The 16,579-nt window shown below is 61.4% G+C and carries 15 protein-coding genes and 2 pseudogenes; 8 read left to right on the forward strand and 9 right to left on the reverse strand.

Annotated features, from left to right (window positions below):
- Window positions 1–67 precede the first annotated feature (67 nt).
- From P0D71_RS13435 to P0D71_RS13445, 3 genes and pseudogenes are all read right to left on the reverse strand, one after another.
- Window positions 68–1,393, reverse strand: coding sequence for an NAD(P)/FAD-dependent oxidoreductase (locus tag P0D71_RS13435; RefSeq protein ID WP_408480414.1), 1,326 nt, complete (start codon window positions 1,391–1,393; stop codon window positions 68–70).
- 267 nt (window positions 1,394–1,660) lie between these two features.
- Window positions 1,661–2,563, reverse strand: coding sequence for a GNAT family N-acetyltransferase (locus P0D71_RS13440; protein ID WP_408480416.1), 903 nt, complete (start codon window positions 2,561–2,563; stop codon window positions 1,661–1,663).
- A gap of 53 nt (window positions 2,564–2,616) precedes the next feature.
- Window positions 2,617–3,020 (reverse strand): annotated as a pseudogene (locus tag P0D71_RS13445) (RidA family protein).
- A 201-nt stretch (window positions 3,021–3,221) separates the two neighbouring features.
- Between P0D71_RS13445 and P0D71_RS13450 the strand changes: the two are divergent.
- On the forward strand, window positions 3,222–4,142 hold the full coding sequence (locus P0D71_RS13450; protein WP_408184727.1) for a LysR substrate-binding domain-containing protein: 921 nt from the start codon (window positions 3,222–3,224) through the stop codon (window positions 4,140–4,142).
- A gap of 205 nt (window positions 4,143–4,347) precedes the next feature.
- Complete coding sequence (locus P0D71_RS13455) at window positions 4,348–4,479, forward strand: hypothetical protein (protein WP_408480418.1); 132 nt, start codon at window positions 4,348–4,350, stop codon at window positions 4,477–4,479.
- 37 nt (window positions 4,480–4,516) lie between these two features.
- Here P0D71_RS13455 and P0D71_RS13460 read toward each other — a convergent pair whose 3' ends face one another.
- The 4 genes from P0D71_RS13460 to P0D71_RS13475 all read right to left on the reverse strand — a co-directional run bounded on the left by P0D71_RS13460 (window position 4,517) and on the right by P0D71_RS13475 (window position 7,995).
- Entirely contained in the window at window positions 4,517–5,842 is a 1,326-nt protein-coding gene (locus P0D71_RS13460) for an NAD(P)/FAD-dependent oxidoreductase (protein WP_408480420.1), read from the reverse strand.
- A gap of 2 nt (window positions 5,843–5,844) precedes the next feature.
- On the reverse strand, window positions 5,845–6,579 hold the full coding sequence (locus P0D71_RS13465) for a cupin domain-containing protein (RefSeq protein ID WP_408184730.1): 735 nt from the start codon (window positions 6,577–6,579) through the stop codon (window positions 5,845–5,847).
- A gap of 29 nt (window positions 6,580–6,608) precedes the next feature.
- A complete protein-coding gene (locus P0D71_RS13470) occupies window positions 6,609–6,788 on the reverse strand; it encodes a hypothetical protein (protein ID WP_286162120.1) in 180 nt (59 codons plus the stop codon).
- A 508-nt stretch (window positions 6,789–7,296) separates the two neighbouring features.
- Entirely contained in the window at window positions 7,297–7,995 is a 699-nt protein-coding gene (locus tag P0D71_RS13475; RefSeq protein ID WP_091804037.1) for a FadR/GntR family transcriptional regulator, read from the reverse strand.
- 555 nt (window positions 7,996–8,550) lie between these two features.
- Between P0D71_RS13475 and P0D71_RS13480 the strand changes: the two genes are divergently transcribed.
- The 5 genes from P0D71_RS13480 (at window position 8,551) to P0D71_RS13500 (ending at window position 14,414) form a co-directional block, all read left to right on the forward strand.
- On the forward strand, window positions 8,551–10,062 hold the full coding sequence (locus P0D71_RS13480; RefSeq protein WP_286162217.1) for a sugar ABC transporter ATP-binding protein: 1,512 nt from the start codon (window positions 8,551–8,553) through the stop codon (window positions 10,060–10,062).
- A complete protein-coding gene (locus P0D71_RS13485) occupies window positions 10,059–11,075 on the forward strand; it encodes an ABC transporter permease (protein ID WP_408302949.1) in 1,017 nt (338 codons plus the stop codon). Before P0D71_RS13480 ends, P0D71_RS13485 begins: the two co-directional genes overlap by 4 nt.
- 81 nt (window positions 11,076–11,156) lie before the next feature.
- Complete coding sequence (locus tag P0D71_RS13490; RefSeq protein WP_091804046.1) at window positions 11,157–12,101, forward strand: ABC transporter substrate-binding protein; 945 nt, start codon at window positions 11,157–11,159, stop codon at window positions 12,099–12,101.
- Window positions 12,102–12,210: 109 nt separating this feature from the next.
- A complete protein-coding gene (locus tag P0D71_RS13495; protein ID WP_091804049.1) occupies window positions 12,211–13,221 on the forward strand; it encodes a zinc-binding alcohol dehydrogenase family protein in 1,011 nt (336 codons plus the stop codon).
- Window positions 13,222–13,223: 2 nt separating this feature from the next.
- The gene (locus P0D71_RS13500; protein ID WP_408480422.1) at window positions 13,224–14,414 is read left to right on the forward strand and encodes a mannitol dehydrogenase family protein; all 1,191 of its coding nucleotides are present in this window, start codon (window positions 13,224–13,226) and stop codon (window positions 14,412–14,414) included.
- Window positions 14,415–14,473: 59 nt separating this feature from the next.
- Here P0D71_RS13500 and P0D71_RS13505 read toward each other — a convergent pair.
- Window positions 14,474–14,871, reverse strand: a pseudogene (locus tag P0D71_RS13505) (IS6 family transposase); the annotation flags it as partial.
- Between the two features lie 531 nt (window positions 14,872–15,402).
- Between P0D71_RS13505 and P0D71_RS13510 the strand changes: the two are divergent.
- Window positions 15,403–15,840 carry a hypothetical protein gene (locus tag P0D71_RS13510; protein WP_408480424.1) on the forward strand — a complete coding sequence of 146 codons (438 nt, stop codon included), beginning with the start codon at window positions 15,403–15,405 and terminating at the stop codon, window positions 15,838–15,840.
- A 79-nt stretch (window positions 15,841–15,919) separates the two neighbouring features.
- Here P0D71_RS13510 and P0D71_RS13515 read toward each other — a convergent pair whose 3' ends face one another.
- Window positions 15,920–16,411, reverse strand: coding sequence for an Lrp/AsnC family transcriptional regulator (locus P0D71_RS13515; RefSeq protein WP_408302943.1), 492 nt, complete (start codon window positions 16,409–16,411; stop codon window positions 15,920–15,922).
- Window positions 16,412–16,579: the final 168 nt, after the last annotated feature.

Raw genomic sequence — 16,579 nt, forward strand, 5'->3', positions numbered from 1 at the left:
GCCTGATTAACGTTCGTGGCTGCTGTCCGAGCCGGTTTACTCCGTCGGGCAGGTGATAAATCCGTTCTTAAAAGTCGGCGACCTTTCCCCACACCGACTCTTCGAATCGCTCCGGACGATAGGGTTCGGGATCAACGATCGGCGGCGCGCCAGTGACCATATCCGCGACGAGATGACCGCACCCGGGCCCAATGCCGAAGCCGTGGCCGCTCAGGCCAGCGGCCAGCACGAACCCCGGCAGTTCCTTCGCTTCGCCGATAGCGGGAACGCCGTCCGGTGTCATGTCAATGTAGCCTGCCCAGGATGCGGTGACCCGGCTCTCTCGGATCACCGGACACAGATCGATTGCCCGCTTGCGAATCTCCTTGAGCGTGGCTTCATCGACGCAGGGGTCCAGCACCCGCATCTTTTCCATGGGGCTCGGGCAGTCGAGTCGCCAGCGCCCGGCTCCTTCATGACCGGAGCGCACGCCTTCCAGATTACCCGGACTGAGGCTGCGCCAGCGGCGTCCGAACATCGGCATGAAGTCCTTTGCGTAGCGGATCTTCTGCAGCGTGGGATCGAGCTTTGCCAATCCACTAATTGCGAGCGAATACGCTTCGTCACCGCGTCGCGTGACGGTAATGCCCGATGTGTGCAGCGCATCCGGCAACGTGCCCCGGCGCAGCGAGACCGCCATGACAGAAGATCGAATGGTCGCCTGCGGCAGACGGATGCCCAGTTGCCGGCAAAACGTGGAAGCCCATGCGCCGCCGGACAGCACCGCGATCTTCGTGCGTATCGTGCCATGCTCAGTCACCACACCGCTGACCCGACCGCCTTCGGTTTCGATCCCCCGCGCGGCGCAGTTCTGATGAACCGTTCCGCCCAGCCTCATGATGCTGCGAGCCACCGCCGGCGCAGCGTTGGCCGGATCGGCGGTGCCGTCGATCGGCGCGAACACGCCGCCTTTCCAGTTGCGTCCGGTCGCAGCAGCCCGTTCGGTTGCCAGTTTACTGCCGAGCACCTCCGTCCTGACACCCGCCGTGCGTGCGAATTCGCACCAGCGCGTCCAGGTGGCGAGTTCGCTGTCATCGTTGCTCAGATACAGCAGGCCGCTGCGGCGAAAACCGGTGGTCTCACCAGACTCGGCTTCAAACTGCTCCCATAGCCGCAGGCTTTCGGTCGCAATCGGCAATTCGCGCGCATCGCGGTTTTGTTGACGGCACCAGCCCCAGTTCCGGCTGGACTGCTCGCCCCCGACTATGCCTTTTTCGATGAGCGAAACCTTCACGCCCCGCTTCGCCAGAAACCATGCTGTGAATACACCGACGATGCCCGCACCGATCACGACAACATCAGCGCTGTCGGGCAAGCTCGGGGTGGTATCGACGCGGGTCAACGGTACGCGCATCTGCTAGAGCTCCTTCCTGAGTCGTATGTTCGGTGAATCGTATATTGGCGAGTGTCGAACACCACAAAGCTCAGGTTGTCGAATGTTGAATTGCTGGTCGCTAAAGCAGACTTAACGGTCAGCGGCGCGAGGCGGCAAGCGGGCTCATCTGCCAAGCATGTGCGTTCGCAATCGAGCCGCTTATCGAGCCAGCCAGGTGGCTGCATGCCGGGGTTGCTATCCATTCCCAGCGCAGGCTCGTGCTACGCCAAGCTGTTGCGGCGAGGCCTAGAACATCGCCTGACTAATGAGGCCATACAGTCGCCATACCGGATCGGGCTCACCTGTATGCATGTCAGCAGGCGCATTGCGGACCATCTTCACGACGGTATCCACCCGCTTCAATCCCTGTCCGATCAGCCAGTCGGGCAGACTCGTTCCCGAGGGGACATCGACACGAACGAACTCGCCTGCGCGACCCGCCAGCCAGTAGCCGATCAGCGCTTTCGCCCGAAGGTCGTCGTGAGAACGGAGTGCGAGCACAGGACCAATCACGTAGCCCCGGCCAAAACGACGGAGCACCGAGAATCCGGTAATTTCGCCGTCGCATTCGAGCACCACGCTTTCCCCGAGCTTCAGCAATGCGGACATCATCGCGTCGCGCTGCAGCCTGCAAGCACGCGAACACAGTTCAATGAGAGCGGGGTAGTCGGCAGGAGTCGCCGCCCGCAATCTTTCGCCGTCGGGCAACGCAAGCGGCGAAGTCTCGCCGACGTACGCTTGAAACTGGTCCAGCGACCCACACACGTCAAACCCCAGCTTTTCGTAGAGCGGCTGACCGGCTGGCGTCGCATGCAGGAAAGTGATGCGTGGCCCGAGTTCTTCGAGCAGCATTTCCATCAGCCTGCGGCCAATGCCACGCCCCTGATGCTCGGAAGACACAATCACGAGACCAAGAGACGCGCGGTCGATTCCGAATTTCCAGCACAGCGCAGTGCCAATCACGGCACCGTTTTCTTCCGCGACGAAGCCCGTACCCTCGTCAGCGGCAAATTGCCAGTCCTCCGGCCGATGCGGCCAACTGACTGCCATAGACAGGCCATGAGCCGCCGGTATATCAGTCGAGGTGAAGCTCCGATAGCGAAGATTTGTCGTTGACGATAAAGCGCTCATAAGAGAATCCAGTTTCATTAGGTTGCCTTAAGACATGCCCTGACCCACTACCGTGCCGATCTGAATCCACGCTATATCAATGCGACCGCTTCGATCTCGATCTTCAGATCGAAGTGAAGCGCCGGAACCGGTACGACGGCGCGAGCGGGTTTCGCGTCGCCGGCCCAGCGCGCATAGATGGCGTTAAAGCTCGGCCAATGCTCGACATCGACGATATAAACACGGACCTGAGCTAGTTTCGACACGTCGCTGCCCGCACCGACAAGCGCCGCCTCAAGATTTGCCAATGCCTGCTCTGCCTGGTCTTCGAAAGGACGATCCGCGAGCTTTCTGCCGTTCAGATCGATCGGTAGTTGACCCGACACGAAAATCAGGCCATTTGCGATCGCAACGTGACTGTAATGCCCGCCGGCATCGCCAGTCCGGCGGGATTCATCGTCTGGGGGAAGTGGGCACCGTGTTCCTGTTGATCCATGAAGGCCACTCAAGTTTGAAAAGGCTCGCCCCTCACACCTCAGTGAAGTAGACGCGCGAGCCGGGTCACGTTTGCCCGACGGGCGACGCCGCCGGCATGTTCGCGAGTTCATCGCTAAACCCAAGTCCATACGCAGCACTATAGAAAGAAAACTTTTTGTCGTGTTTAATATCCGATGAACTCATCGTTAAAGGCTGTTTAATGATCGAACTGGAAGACATGCGCCTGTTCCGCGCGCTCGGCGTGGCACACTCGCTTGCTGCAGCCGCCAGGCTACTGGATCTCACGCCTCCCGCTGTCACGGTGCGTCTTCAGCGCATCGAAGAGCGTATGGGAGTTCGTCTGGCCACACGCGCCGCCAGAGGCATTTCGCTGACGAACGAAGGCCAGCGGCTTGTCCAGGAAGCGATAGAAATCCTGGAGCGGATCGAGTCGATTCCTTCGCGCGTCTCCAGTGAGTCGGCAGGTGTAAGCGGTCATTTGCGCGTAGTCGCGCCGTTTGGTTTTGGCCGCGCGCACGTGGCGCCGCTGGTTCGCGATCTGCATCTCGCACACCCGAATCTCGCGATTTCGCTCATCCTGTCCGACAGCCCGCTCACGGCAGCGGCTGGTGCCGACGCGGTCGTGTCCATCGGCAACATTAAGGGGTCGTCCTGGATAGGACACTATCTCGCCCCAAACGACCGCTTCCTGTGCGCGAGCCCAGCCCTTGCGCGTCGCCTGTCGAAACTGGAGCATCCATCCGAACTCACGCAATACGAATTCCTGACGTTGCGCGAAAACGATGAAGACGTTACGCGCCTGCGTTTCACCCGGCCGAATGGCACGGGCAAACGCGGGGACCAGGCCGTCACGATCCGGCTAGCCGGCGCTTTGTCGTCGAATGACGGTACGGTCGTTAGCGACTGGGCGGTCGACGGCCTCGGCATTGTCGAACGATCCGAATGGGACGCCGCGCGGCTGATCGCAGCGGGAAAGCTGAAGCGCGTATTGCCGGCATGGCGCCTCGAACCGGCGCCGGTAATGGCCCTGGTGCCCACGCGTCATGGCCTGACGATCCGCCAGCGTGTGTTTCTCGAGGCCGCGAAACGAGCCTTCGACCCAGTACCCTGGCGTGTCTGAGGTGATATTCAATGGGGCTTAACGGTCGGTTTATCCTTCGTTAAACACAAGGGAACACGAAGCTCCTACCGTGGCGGCACTTTCCTCACGGCGCCATGCTGATGCCGGGAGACCACTCGCGCAAACAATCGCAAGAAGTCGCAGATGGAATTGCAGTCGCTGAACACACCCGCAGCATTGATCGATGTAGAGCGGTCACAGCGGCGTGACGCTGGCCGACGCGCACGCGACGCGCATCGCGCCGTTGATCGTCGGCGCACCAATACCGCACGAACTGTCTGCATTTTCCGGCGACGTGGTCGTCTCCTCGGCAGGGCTTGCCGGGTTGATTTTCTGAGCTGGAGTTCGACTCTCCAACGCAGTCGGGTTGCGACCTAGAAATCAGCAACCTTGCCCCATGCGGAGTCGCTGAATCGGCTGGGCCGATACGGTGTGGGATCCACGATAGGTTCGGCCCCGGTGGCGAGGTCCGCGATCAGGTGGCCTGCGCCGGGGCCGATGCCGAAACCGTGTCCGGAAAAGCCTGCTGCCAGAATCAATCCCGGCATACCAGGCATTTCGCCAACACCGGGAACACCATCCGGCGTGCTGTCGACGAAGCCGGCCCACGCGTGGGTGATCTCTGCCTGGCCGAGTTCGGGCAGTAGTTCGACGGCGCGGCGGTGGGTCTCCTCAATGGTCGGCAGATCCGGCTTCGGATCGAGAATGCGCACCCGCTCCATGGGTGTCGGCGCGTCGAGCCGCCAACGCTTCAGCGTTTCGTGCCCACCGCGAATGCCCTCCAGACCACCGGGAAGAAGGCTGCGCCAGCGCCTGGCGAACATCGGCACGAATTGTGGGGCGAATCGCATGAACTGCGGCGTGACGTCTACGCGTGCGCGGCCGCTGATGGCCAGCGCATAGCGTCCATCGTTGCGGCGTGTGATGGACACGCCCGAGGTGAACAAGGCATCCGGCAACCGATGTCCTCCAGGAGACACGCTAAGGATGGATTGGCGGATCGAGGCTTGGGGAAAACGGATACCAAGCTGGCGGCAGAACGAGGATGCCCAGGCGCCGCCCGCCAGGATCGCCGTTCTGGTCTTGATGACCCCCGCTTCCGTGACGACGCCGCTGACCCGCCCGCCTTCCAATTCAACGCCGCGGGCCGCGCAGTGCTGGTGGACGCTGCCACCGAGCTTCATGAGCGCAGTGGCCACTGCCGGTGCGGCCTTGGCAGGATCAGCGGTGCCATCGCTGGGCGAGAAGACGCCGCCTTTCCAGGCGCGGCCGGTCGCCTGCCCCCGCTGGCCGGCTTGCCGACTATCGAGCATGTAGGTTGTCACCCCGGCGGTCTTCGCAAAGTCGCCCCAACTGGACCAGCGAGACAGCTCGGCCTCGTCGTTACTGAGATACAACAGCCCGCAGCGATGAAAGCCGGTGTCTTCACCGGTTTCAGCGGCAAATCGTTCCCACAGATCAAGGCTTTTGCTCGCCATCGGCAATTCGCGAGCGTCGCGGTTCTGCTGCCGGCACCAGCCCCAATTGCGGCTCGACTGTTCGGCGCCGATCCGTCCCTTCTCGACGAGCGCGACTGAAAACCCGCGCCGGGCCAAGTAGTAGGCGGCAAAGACGCCGATGATGCCACCGCCGATCACGACCACGTCGGCCGCGGCCGGCAACGTGGGCGAAGTCTGGATGTGGTTCAGCGGAGGGGACATGATCAATCTCGCTCGATTGAAGTCTGGACGCTTTGAACAACGTAAAACTTCGCCACCCGTTCACTGCTTTCCCACCCGATCGGTGCGCCCCGGGGCACGAAAAGCGCGTCGCCGGCGCCTAGCGACAGCACGCTGCCATCAGGCGCCGCGAACCGCACGCTGCCGGCCAGCAGTTGCATGAACTCGTTCACGCGATGCGGGCGAACAACCCGGTGATAAGGCGTCGAATCCCACGTGCCCGCGAGGTACTCCGCGCCGTCGTCGGTAAAGACGTTGTCGCTTCGGCATTGCGGCGCCGGGCCCAGCAGCACCTCCGCCGGTAGCGAAGCGGACGGTCTGAAGTTGGCGTCGGCACGCAGGGGGATAAGTCCGCGCTTTGTCGGTTTCTCGCAGGCAGCCGCACAGAACACGAACCGCACGCGGGATTCGGCGAGGACGCGAAGCGCCGTACCGGCCCCGATGACAGCACCCGCTTGCGGACCGAGCATTAACGGCGCCTCACCGGCCGCTTGCAGAGTGAGCTGTCCTTCCACCACGACGATGGTTTCAATGTGGGGAAAGCTCGCGACGTTGAGCTCACCAATAAAGCTGGCCCGACCCGCGACCATCGAGTCCGGTCCTTCCCACGCGATTTCGCGATGTCGTGCAAAGGGGTCGTCCTTGCCGAACGCCGCCCTGCGGAACGAGGTTGACAGAGGTGCGCCGTCGGCGCGATGCAGCACGAGGGCCACGGTCATTTTTTGCTCCTGCGCATAGCGCGATGATTTCACTGAAAAACCCGGAAGGCAGTGCACGCGCGGCGCACCGAAGTCACGACCACGTCGCGATACGGCTTCCGTACACCGAGCACGTGATCAGGCCGATAGCCGGAGAAGAACGCGACGAACCTTCCCAGTTCCACGCCGTGCAAACCGAAGCCGTAAATTTCGCGAGCCATCTCGGCCATGCGGAACTTCGTGGGCGTGCCATGGCAGTACAAAAGCGATGTACGTTGGCTCGAAAGCGACCAAGGTAATAGTCTCCTCGTAACGGTGAACCCTTAAGTTCCGTAGGGAGAAAAGGAAACTTCTTGTCGAGTATTTAACCAGCGCAAAAAGTCAGGATGTCGTTGATTTGAGCGGGTAAAAAGCGCAACCCACCCATTATTAGCAACGCTAACGGCATGATCTGCGGTGAATGGCCCAAGACGATTGCCAGATCAATGAGAATTCGAGAACTGTATTCGCGGCTGCCGAAACAGCTAGCCGTCTGCAGCGGAGTTGAAAGACTGAACGCGCGCAGTTTCAGCCGGTCCGCGATGACGTCGCGCTCGGGGGACTGCTTACAAAGAACAGCGCGCGTTAGAGGCGCCGCAGGAGCCGGCGAGTGTCAGCAATTGCAATCACCCTTGCCGTCCCAAGATTTTGCGTGAAGAAATTATCCGGACGCATGTGTGCAAATACGCTCACAGGGCATCATCCCGTCTCAGTCCACCGTATCTCAGATGCCTTCAGATGGCTGCGCATCGCAGATTGAGCAGCGAGCGGGTCGCGCTCTTCGAGCGCGCGATAAATCGTCTCATGTTCCGCGAGTGCCGCTGCCCAGGTTTGCCCCGTCTCCGCGTGACCGCTAAGGCGCGCTGAAATCGGACTGTGACGCTCGTCGAACAATTCGGTCACCATCCGGACCAGCACGAGATTGCCGGTCATCTCTGCGATACCCACGTGGAACGCGCGATCATGGTCGAGCGGAGAGCGCCCTGCCTTGATCTGCGAGCGCATCCCATCGAGCGTCTCGCGCAGGCGGGTCAACCGCTCCGGCGTAATCAGCGCGGCAGCCAGCACGATCAGCGAGCCTTCCAATACCGCGCGTGCCTGCATCAACTCGGACGGACTTTCGCCCAAGGCGACGGTTGCATTCGGCGAACGCTCGGGCGTCCGGCACACGTAGACACCGGAGCCCTGGCGAATCTCAACGGAGCCCGCAATCTCCAGTGCGATCAGCGCTTCTCGCAGTGAGGGCCGCGAAACGCCCAGTTGCTGGGCGAGATCACGCTCGGGAGGCAAACGTGCGCCCTGGGCGAAGCCACCCGACTGGATAAGCGCCCGTATCTGGTCGGCGATGTGCTGATAGAGACGTTTCGTCTCGACCTGTTTGAGTTGGGTGCCTGTCAAATGTCCTCCCTAGAAACCGTGTGTCGCCCACCGTGTGATTGGCCGCGCCGCCTTTTTGGTCAGGCCAATTAGCCTAGATTTGACTTGATAGAGATTATAGGCCACCCGTCTGCTTGACCGTCAACTAGCCACCAGCGCTGGCTTCTGACGTGGGAGCCATGGGACTATCGCGGCCAGCACCAGCCGCGAATACAGCTTAGTCTATCCATCCAAAGCAAAAGTGGCTTGACCAATTCTCGCTGCGTACCTATGATTAATTTGCCCCCGCCGTTCGCTGCCGCACCGGTTAAGGGTTCGTTTCGCGAAGAACAAAACCACGTACCCGCCCACCGGCGGCGTCACGAATTGGAGACAGCCTTGCTGGAATTCTCGACACGGCCCGCGCCGCGCCGCGCTCTATTGGCGCGCCCGCATTCTGGTCATGCCCGCCTCGCAGTTGCTCCGGGCGAACATCGTACGTCTACCCCGTCCGCCCCTGTTTCGGCGTCCGAACCGGCAAACGCGCCGCCTGCCGATGCGCCCGCTCGCGCCTCACGGCCCGACGAGAACGGCGAGTTGTTGCGGCTCACGGGCGTGACCAAGCGCTTCCCGGGCGTCGTCGCACTGGACAGCGTCAGTTTCGACTTGCGGCGTGGTGAGGTTCATGCGGTATGCGGAGAAAACGGCGCGGGCAAATCCACGCTGATGAAAATCATCAGCGGCCAGTACCCGCCCGACGATGGCTCCATCATCTACAAGGGCAGCGAATGCCACTTCGCTTCGTCGCTCGACGCTCAAGCCGCAGGCATCGCCATCATTCACCAGGAGCTGAACCTGGTGCCGCACCTGTCGGTGGCTGAGAACATCTTTCTCGCCCGTGAACCGCGCCGTGGGGTATTCGTCGACCGGGCGCGTCTGCGCGCCGATGCGCAGCGCTGCCTCGACCGGCTCGGGGTCGACATCGCACCGGGAACACTCGTGCGCACGCTCCCGGTCGCGCAACGGCAAATGGTGGAAATCGCCAAGGCGCTCTCGCTGGACGCCGAAGTGCTGATCATGGACGAGCCCACGTCGTCCCTCACGGAGACGGAAACCCGCCAGCTCTTCAGGATCATTCACGAGCTGAAGCGCGCCGGCGTCGGAATCATTTATATCTCGCACCGGCTCGATGAAATGACCGAGATCGTCGACCGCGTCACCGTCATGCGCGACGGACGTTATGTGTCGACAGACGTGTTTCGCGAAACCACCATCGATAAGGTCGTCGCACGCATGGTCGGCCGTTCGCTCGAAGATAAGTTTCCGCCGCGCACGTCCGTTCCGACCGGGGAGGTCTTGCTGTCGGTCGATCAATTGACGCGCGCGAATGTCTTCGGACCCGTCAGCTTCGAATTGCGGCGCGGCGAGATCCTGGGTTTCGCCGGCTTGATGGGTGCGGGCCGAACGGAAGTGGCACGCGCGATCTTTGGCGCCGATCTGCCCGACAGCGGCACGATCAGGCTAGGTCACGAGACCCTTGCGATCCGCTCGCCGATCGACGCTATCCGGCACGGCATTGCGTACCTGTCCGAAGACCGCAAGGCCAACGGCCTGTCGCTCAACATGCCCGTCGCCAGCAATATCACGCTGGCCAACATGGATGCGGTCTCGAACCGGCTGGGATTTATACGCTTCGCAACCGAGGCCGCAGTTGCGAAACGCTACGTGGACGCACTGGGCATACGCACGCCAAGCGTCAGGCAGATCGCACGCAACCTGTCAGGCGGCAATCAGCAGAAGGTTGTCATCAGCAAGTGGCTGTTCCGCGATTCACGCGTGCTGTTCTTCGACGAGCCCACCCGCGGCATCGACGTCGGCGCCAAATTCGCGATCTACGAACTGCTCGACAAGCTGGCGGCGCAAGGCATCGGCGTGGTCATGATCAGCTCCGAACTGCCCGAGATTCTCGGCATGACGGATCGCGTGGCTGTTTTTCATGAAGGCGACCTCGTAACGATCCTCGAGACCCGTCAAACGAGTCAGGAAGAAATCATGCATTACGCCTCGGGACGCCAAGGCGCTTCGGACACCTCGGGAGCTTCGCAATGAGCACGCTTACACGTCCCAGCCCCTCGCTTGCCAGCGAACGGCGCAAGGATCTGATCCAGAAGTTTGCCGCCTTCGCCAGCCTGATTGTGATGATCCTGGTCTTCTCGTCCACGAGCGAGGCCTTCCATACCGTAGACAACGCGATGACCGTCGCGCTGCAGGTGACCTCGATTGCCTACCTTGGCGTCGCCGCGACCTGCGTCATCATCACGGGCGGCATCGACCTGTCGGTCGGCTCGGTGCTCGCGCTGTCCGGTGTCGTGGCGGCCCTCGCCGTGAAGGCCGGCATGCCGGTCACCGTCGGCATGCTGCTCGGCATCGTGGTCGGCGCGCTGTGCGGCGCAGTGAACGGTCTGTGCGTCACGCGCATGCGCCTGCCGCCGTTTATCGCCACGCTCGGCATGATGCTAGTGGCGCGTGGCCTGGCACTGCAAATCACCGGCGCGCGCCCCGTGTCGGGGCTGGGTGAAGCCTTCGGCGTGCTCGGCAACGGCGCGTTGTTCAGGATCGAGACGATCGGGGCGGACGGCTTTCCGGACGTGAAGTTTCCAGGCATCCCCTACCCCGTGTTGCTGATGATCGTCATCGCCGTCGCCGTGTCGATCATGCTAAGCCGCACCACGCTCGGCCGGCATATTTACGCGGTCGGCTCCAACGCCGAAGCGGCCCGACTGTCCGGCGTCAATGTCGCGCGCGTGACGATGTTCACGTATGTGCTCTCCGGTGCGCTTGCAGGCGTGACCGGCTGCGTGCTGATGTCGCGACTGCTCACCGCGCAGCCGAATGAAGGCGTGATGTACGAACTCGACGCGATTGCCAGTGCGGTGATCGGCGGCACCTCGCTGATGGGCGGCGTCGGCACGATTTCCGGCACGGCGATCGGTGCATTCGTGATCGGCATTCTGCGCAACGGGTTGAACATGAATGGAGTGTCGAGCTTCATTCAGCAAATCATCATCGGCCTGGTGATTCTGGGCACTGTCTGGATCGACCAGCTCCGCAATCGCCGGTGACATCCATCGGCGCTTCGGACCGGCTGGTCTGCAGCGCCGAGAAGTCCATGTACGACAACAAATCCTCACAGGAGTAGAGACATGCGCACATTCCAACTGAGCCTGCTGGCCGCCACCCTGATGCTGGCCACCGGACTTGCTCGCGCCGCCGGCGGCGAGATCGCGGTAATCGTAAAGACATCGAGTTCCAACTACTGGCAGAACGTCCAGAAGGGCGCGAATGCGGCAATGGGTCAACTCAAGGGCTACACGATGACTTTCCAGGGCCCGGCGGCGGAAACCGCCATTGCCGACGAGGTCAACATGGTCGAGAACGCGGTGAATCGCAAGGTGGCCGGTATCGTGCTCGCCCCGTCCGATCCGGACGCGCTCGTGCCCGCCGTCAAGAAGGCGTGGGAAGCCCATATCCCGGTCGTCATCATCGATTCCGCGCTCTCCGATTCCGGCAAGCAGTACTACCAGTCATTCCTCTCGACCGACAACAAGAAGGCGGGCGAACTGTGCGCCAAAGCGCTGATCGACCGCGTGGGCCAAAGCGGCAAGATCGCGATCATGTCCTATGTCGCCGGCGCGGGCTCGGAAATCGGCCGGGTGGGCGGATTCCGCGACTATCTGAAGGCACATTCGCAATTGCAGGTGGTGGGACCTTTCTATTCGAACTCGCAGATGGCGACGGCGCTCAACCAGACCACCGACACGTTGACCGCCAATCCCGACCTCAAAGGCATTTTCGGCGCGAATGAGCCAACCGCGGTCGGCATGGGTCGTGCGCTCGAACAGTCCGGCAAAGCCGGCAAAGTGGTGGCGATCGGCTTCGACGGCAATCAGGATCTGCAGGGTTTCATCAAGGACGGCACGCTTGCCGCCACCGCCGTGCAGGGCTCGTACCAGATGGGCGAGCTAGGCGTGAAAACGGTGGTCAATCTGATCGAGAAAAAGCCGGTATCGAAGAACCTCGATACCGGTGTGGTGATGGTGACCAAAGGCAACATCGACAAACCTGAAGCGAAGAACGTGCTGTATTGATCATCCTGGCCGACCGGGCGGCTCGATATGAATCTCGCCCGGCCGCCGCTGCAAGACGTACTCGAACTAACGCTGCGCCGCTCGAAACGGCGACGAAATAAGGATTGCTATGCTTACGGTAATATGCGAGACGCCAGGAAAGCTGAGCGCACAGGAAAGGCCTAAACCCGAAACGGGAAAAAACGACGTGCTCTTACGCGTCAAGCGTGTTGGCGTATGCGGTACGGACTTGCATATTTTCACGGGAAATCAGCCTTATCTGGCCTATCCGCGCGTGATGGGCCATGAGTTGTCCGGCATCGTCGAACAGGCGCCGCCCCACAGCGGACTCGTTGCTGGCGATCAGGTCTTCGTGATGCCGTATCTGTCGTGCGGCCAATGCATTGCGTGCCGCCGCGGCAAGACCAATTGCTGCGTGAATATCCAGGTGTTGGGCGTGCATCGAGACGGCGCGTTCACCGAGTACCTGAGCGTTCCCGCGCAGTTCGTTCACAAGGCCGAAGGCATCACGCTCGATCAGGCGGCCATGGTCGAATTCCTTGCGATCGGCGCGCATGCGGTCAGGCGTGGCGACGTGAAGCAGGGTGAACGCGTGCTCGTAGTCGGCGCGGGGCCGATCGGCATGGCGGTTCTTACCTTCTGCAAACTGCGCGGTGCGACGGTGACCGTCCTCGATACGCGTGCGGACCGGCTAGATTTTTGCGTCAAACATCTAGGCGCCGCCGCAGCCGTGCAGATTGGCGACGGCGATCACGCGCAATTGTCGGAACAGACAGACGGCGACTTCTTTGATGTGGTGTTCGACGCAACCGGAAACCCCAAAGCAATGGAACGCGGCTTCCAGTTCATCGCCCATGGCGGCCGGTACGTTCTGGTTTCCATCGTGGCTGACACGATCACTTTTTCGGACCCGGAATTCCACAAGCGCGAAACCACCCTACTCGGCAGCCGTAACGCTACACTCGAGGACTTCGAAACCGTCATCAAGGCCATGCGGGCAGGCCATATCCCGGACCGCGCACTGAATACGCATCGACTTGCGTTAGCCGATGTCCCCGCTCAATTTGCGACACTGCTCGATCCTGCCGGCGGTGTCGTCAAAGCTATTGTGGAATGTTAGCGATGCGCCCTTCGCATGAGGAAGCACCAACCCTTGCCGCACCGCTCACGCAACCCATTCTGCAATTTGGCACAAGTCGTTTCCTTCAGGCACATGTCGATTTATTCGTCTCAGAGGCGCTCGAGTCGGGCCAACCAGGTGCGGCGCCAGGCGGCATTGCCGTAGTTCAGACCACAGAGAGCGCCGACAGCGCCGCGCGCGTCGCCGCGCTCGCGAACGGTCGCGGCTATCCGGTTCATATACGTGGACTGCATTCGGGCCGATTGATTGACGTAACACTCACAGGACGGGCGATTCGCCAGGCGGTACATGTGCGCAGGGATTGGGCGCGGATCCGCCAGACGATCTGCGGTCCGGTGCAGATCGTTGTCTCGAACACTGGGGACCAAGGCTATCAACTCGATGAACGCGATAACGCCAGCGATTTCGCGGACCCGAGCCGCGTACCACACAGTTTTCCTGCCAGACTGCTGTCCTTGTTGCACACTCGGTGGCAAAACCACCCCGAGGCGCCGCTATCACTCTTTCCCTGCGAGCTGATCGAAAAAAACGGCGAAGTGTTAAGAGGCATCGTCGTGGAATTGGCGTTGCGGTGGCAGATGCCCGAAGAATTCATCCGCTATCTGATTGACCATTGCGTATGGGCCAATTCGCTGGTCGACAGGATCGTGTCAGAGCCGATCCGGCCTGTGGGCGCGATCGCGGAACCGTATGCACTGTGGGCGATAGAACAGCAGCCACGGCTGCAGATACCGTGCGTACACCCTTCGATCGTGCTCACTCAGAATCTCCAGCATTTCGAGCGGCGCAAGCTGTTCCTGCTGAATCTCGGGCATACCTTTCTTGCCGAGCGCTGGTTACGCGAAGCTCGCGCAACTGACGAGACAGTCTGCGCTGCGATGAACGACCCTGTCCTACGCGCGGAACTCGAGACGGTCTGGCAACAGGAGGTCTTGCCGGTATTCGATCTCCTCGGTGAAGGGGATGATGCGTTGGCCTACGTCGCGCAGGTCCGCGAACGCTTGCTGAATCCGTTTCTCGCGCACCGCCTCGCCGATATTGCACAGAATCACGCGCAGAAGAAGCAGCGTCGGATTGCCCCATTGTTGGCGTTGGCGGCCTCCCTGATGCGAGCTACAGGCACGATAGTCGATCAACCACTTCTTACAGAAATGATGGCTGGCGACATCTGACGTTATCGGTATTGGCTGTTCGTGTTCCAGATCTCGTTTCAACGCATCTTCTCCGAGGCCCGATCGGTGACGATCTTGCGCGGCATCGAACTCGAGCGCGGCATATGCTTGAAAAACCGTTTGGCGGCGGCCTTGTCGTGCCGCCTTGTAGCAGGAGGTTGAGTTCGGCGCCCCGCTCGTCGACCACGCGGCACAGCAGGCACGGTTCACCACGCAGCGTAACGGACATCTCGTCCTGGTGCCACGTACCGCGCGACTTGCAGCGGGCTGCGTTCACCCTATCGGCAAAGCGTGCGCCGAACTTCTCGTACCAGCGGTGAATTGTTTCGTAGCTGACCGCCACGCCGCGCCCGAACAGCAACGCTTCAATGTCGCGCAGGCTGGACCGGTACCGGAAATACCACCGCACTGCATGGCTGACAATCGACGCCGGGAACCGGTGGCCGCATAAAGCGATTTCGTCATCGCATCATGTTACGTGAACGCCCCGCCAACGTGCCAGTACCGAGCGCCCCCTCAGTGCGAAGAATCAAAATGTGTGACCATCGGCATTTCCGTATTCGATGCCATCGTCCGCCTACAATCTGATGATGAGTCTCTTGCGTAACCATACTGGTGTGCCAGATTGATTTGCTCACGAGCCGTTTGTCTTGATGGTTGCCCCGGATTAAGACATTGCCGCTTCGCCTGGTCGCCGCGATCAATTCGCGTATGTGTCTCGACGCGCCAACTGCGCACCTGACTTGGCAGGGCCGCGTTGCAAATGGATCGAATGACCTGAACGCCGACCTATATCCGTCGCGTCAGCCACGCGTCCCCACTTCATTCTGACGTTGAGCGAGAACGACGCGACCGTCGCCGACATGCTAGCCACCTACGACAGTCTGCGCGACAGCCCGTTCGCTACGTCTGCTTCAAGGACATTGGCCTGCCGATCGCGGCGCTGAAGCAGCTTGCTCAGCGCATTCGCGCCGACGGCCGCAAGGTCATGCTCCAAGTCGTGGCGACGAGCCGCGAGGCCGAACTGGAATCGATCCGGGCCGCGCTCAAGATCGGCGTCGACTATCTGCTCGGAGGCCGTCACGTCGAAGACGCGCTGTTGCTTCTGCGCGGCTCGCAGGTGCGGTATTTCCCGTTCGCGGGTCGCACCGTCGCGCATCCGACCGTGCTTCAAGGAAAGATGGACGAAATCGTCGAGGACGCGCGCCGCATCGCATCGATTTCCGGTGTGCACGGGCTGGACCTGCTTGTGTATCGCTTCGCAGGCGAGGGCGATCCGGCCGAACTGACGAGGCACGTCGTCGAGGCCGTCGACGTGCCTGTCATTGCCGCAGGCAGCATCGACGGCGAAACGCGCGTGAAGGCGATGATTCATGCAGACACTTTGGGCTTCGCCGTCGGCAGCGCGCTGTTACGCAAGCCTTAGTCGATCGCCGCCTGTCCGCCCAGATCGATACGATCTTCAAAAAATCGAGGGCGCGACCTGATGACGGGCGACCACAGCCTCACTTCGCGGTAAAGAGCGCCTCGAGACGATAGCGCCGCTTGACGATGGGCGATTCGACGATCACGTAGCTGAAGTACGTCTGGATGCCGACGTCGCGCTCGAGCAGCCCCTCGATCACGCTGTGGTAGTGCGCGATGTCGCGTGTCACGAACTTGAGCAGATAGTCGTAGCCGCCCGTCGCGTGATGGCACTCCATGATCTCGTCGATGTCGCGAATGGCGTCGATAAAACGCACGAAGTCTTCGCGGCGGTGGTCCGCGAGCGTGATCTTGGCGAACACGATCTGGATGTCGCCGAGCTTCTCGATCTTCAACACCGCCCCGTAACCCGCGATGAACCCGGCCGTCTCGAGCCGCCTGACGCGCGTGAGGCACGGGCTGGGCGACAGTCCAACGGCGTCGGACAGTTCCACGTTGGTCATGCGGCCACGCATTTGCAGCTCGGCGAGAATGCGCAAGTCCAGCCGGTCGAGTGTGCAATCCGTTTTCATCCCCGCCTTGCCTCCTTGCAATCAGGCGCCTCCATACGGGCGCCTCGGAGTGGTTCACGAGCTCAATAGTAGCCCGACACGCACGCCCGACGATAAGACGATCCTGCTATTTTTCCCGATTGTGCATCGCGTCACTCTCGCCGCAGGAACTGCCGTGAATCCCCTCGA

Source organism: Paraburkholderia sp. RL17-383-BIF-A (assembly GCF_046028015.1).
Lineage (GTDB): Bacteria > Pseudomonadota > Gammaproteobacteria > Burkholderiales > Burkholderiaceae > Paraburkholderia.

What these genes read in the sequence shown, in the direction of transcription:
- P0D71_RS13435 (WP_408480414.1), bottom strand. Translation starts at nt 1,393, where the DNA reads ATGCGCGTACCGTTGACCCGCGTCGATACCACCCCGAGCTTGCCCGAC.
- P0D71_RS13440 (WP_408480416.1), bottom strand. Translation starts at nt 2,563, where the DNA reads ATGAAACTGGATTCTCTTATGAGCGCTTTATCGTCAACGACAAATCTT.
- P0D71_RS13450 (WP_408184727.1), top strand. Translation starts at nt 3,222, where the DNA reads ATGATCGAACTGGAAGACATGCGCCTGTTCCGCGCGCTCGGCGTGGCA.
- P0D71_RS13460 (WP_408480420.1), bottom strand. Translation starts at nt 5,842, where the DNA reads ATGTCCCCTCCGCTGAACCACATCCAGACTTCGCCCACGTTGCCGGCC.
- P0D71_RS13465 (WP_408184730.1), bottom strand. Translation starts at nt 6,579, where the DNA reads ATGACCGTGGCCCTCGTGCTGCATCGCGCCGACGGCGCACCTCTGTCA.
- P0D71_RS13470 (WP_286162120.1), bottom strand. Translation starts at nt 6,788, where the DNA reads ATGGCCGAGATGGCTCGCGAAATTTACGGCTTCGGTTTGCACGGCGTG.
- P0D71_RS13485 (WP_408302949.1), top strand. Translation starts at nt 10,059, where the DNA reads ATGAGCACGCTTACACGTCCCAGCCCCTCGCTTGCCAGCGAACGGCGC.
- P0D71_RS13490 (WP_091804046.1), top strand. Translation starts at nt 11,157, where the DNA reads ATGCGCACATTCCAACTGAGCCTGCTGGCCGCCACCCTGATGCTGGCC.
- P0D71_RS13495 (WP_091804049.1), top strand. Translation starts at nt 12,211, where the DNA reads ATGCTTACGGTAATATGCGAGACGCCAGGAAAGCTGAGCGCACAGGAA.
- P0D71_RS13500 (WP_408480422.1), top strand. Translation starts at nt 13,224, where the DNA reads ATGCGCCCTTCGCATGAGGAAGCACCAACCCTTGCCGCACCGCTCACG.
- P0D71_RS13510 (WP_408480424.1), top strand. Translation starts at nt 15,403, where the DNA reads ATGCTCCAAGTCGTGGCGACGAGCCGCGAGGCCGAACTGGAATCGATC.
- P0D71_RS13515 (WP_408302943.1), bottom strand. Translation starts at nt 16,411, where the DNA reads ATGAAAACGGATTGCACACTCGACCGGCTGGACTTGCGCATTCTCGCC.